The organism is Flavihumibacter fluminis, from assembly GCF_021491375.1.
In the GTDB taxonomy this organism is placed as follows: Bacteria; Bacteroidota; Bacteroidia; order Chitinophagales; family Chitinophagaceae; genus Flavihumibacter; species Flavihumibacter fluminis.
The window spans coordinates 1-355 of record NZ_JAKEVY010000017.1 but is presented as its reverse complement, the minus strand read 5'-3'; the positions used below and the strand labels follow the sequence as shown (position 1 = coordinate 355).

Sequence of the window (355 nt, the reverse complement as noted above, 5' to 3'; positions counted from 1 at the left end):
TTCTGGATTCGACGGGATTTGCGAAGCCCTAGGAGCATGCCGAGGGGCGGTTGGCCTCGTAAAAAGCCGCAAAAAAATAGTCGCAAACGACGAAAACTACGCTTTAGCAGCTTAATACCCTGCTTAGAGCCCTCTCTCCCTAGCCTCCGCTCTTAGGACGGGGATCAAGAGAGGTCAAACCCAAAAGAGATCGCGTGGATGTCCTGCCTGGGGCTGAAGCGTTAAACTCAATCAGGCTAGTCTGTCAGTAGCGTGTCCATCCGCAGCTGGCCGGCGAATGTAAAGATTGGACTAAGCATGTAGTGCCGACGGTGTAGTAATTTCGGACGGGGGTTCAAATCCCCCCAGCTCCACC

The 355-nt window shown here is 53.8% G+C and carries 1 other RNA gene; it reads left to right on the top strand.

The features are described 5' to 3' along the window. Window positions 1-355: a transfer-messenger RNA gene (gene ssrA, locus L0U88_RS20710) on the top strand; the annotation flags it as partial.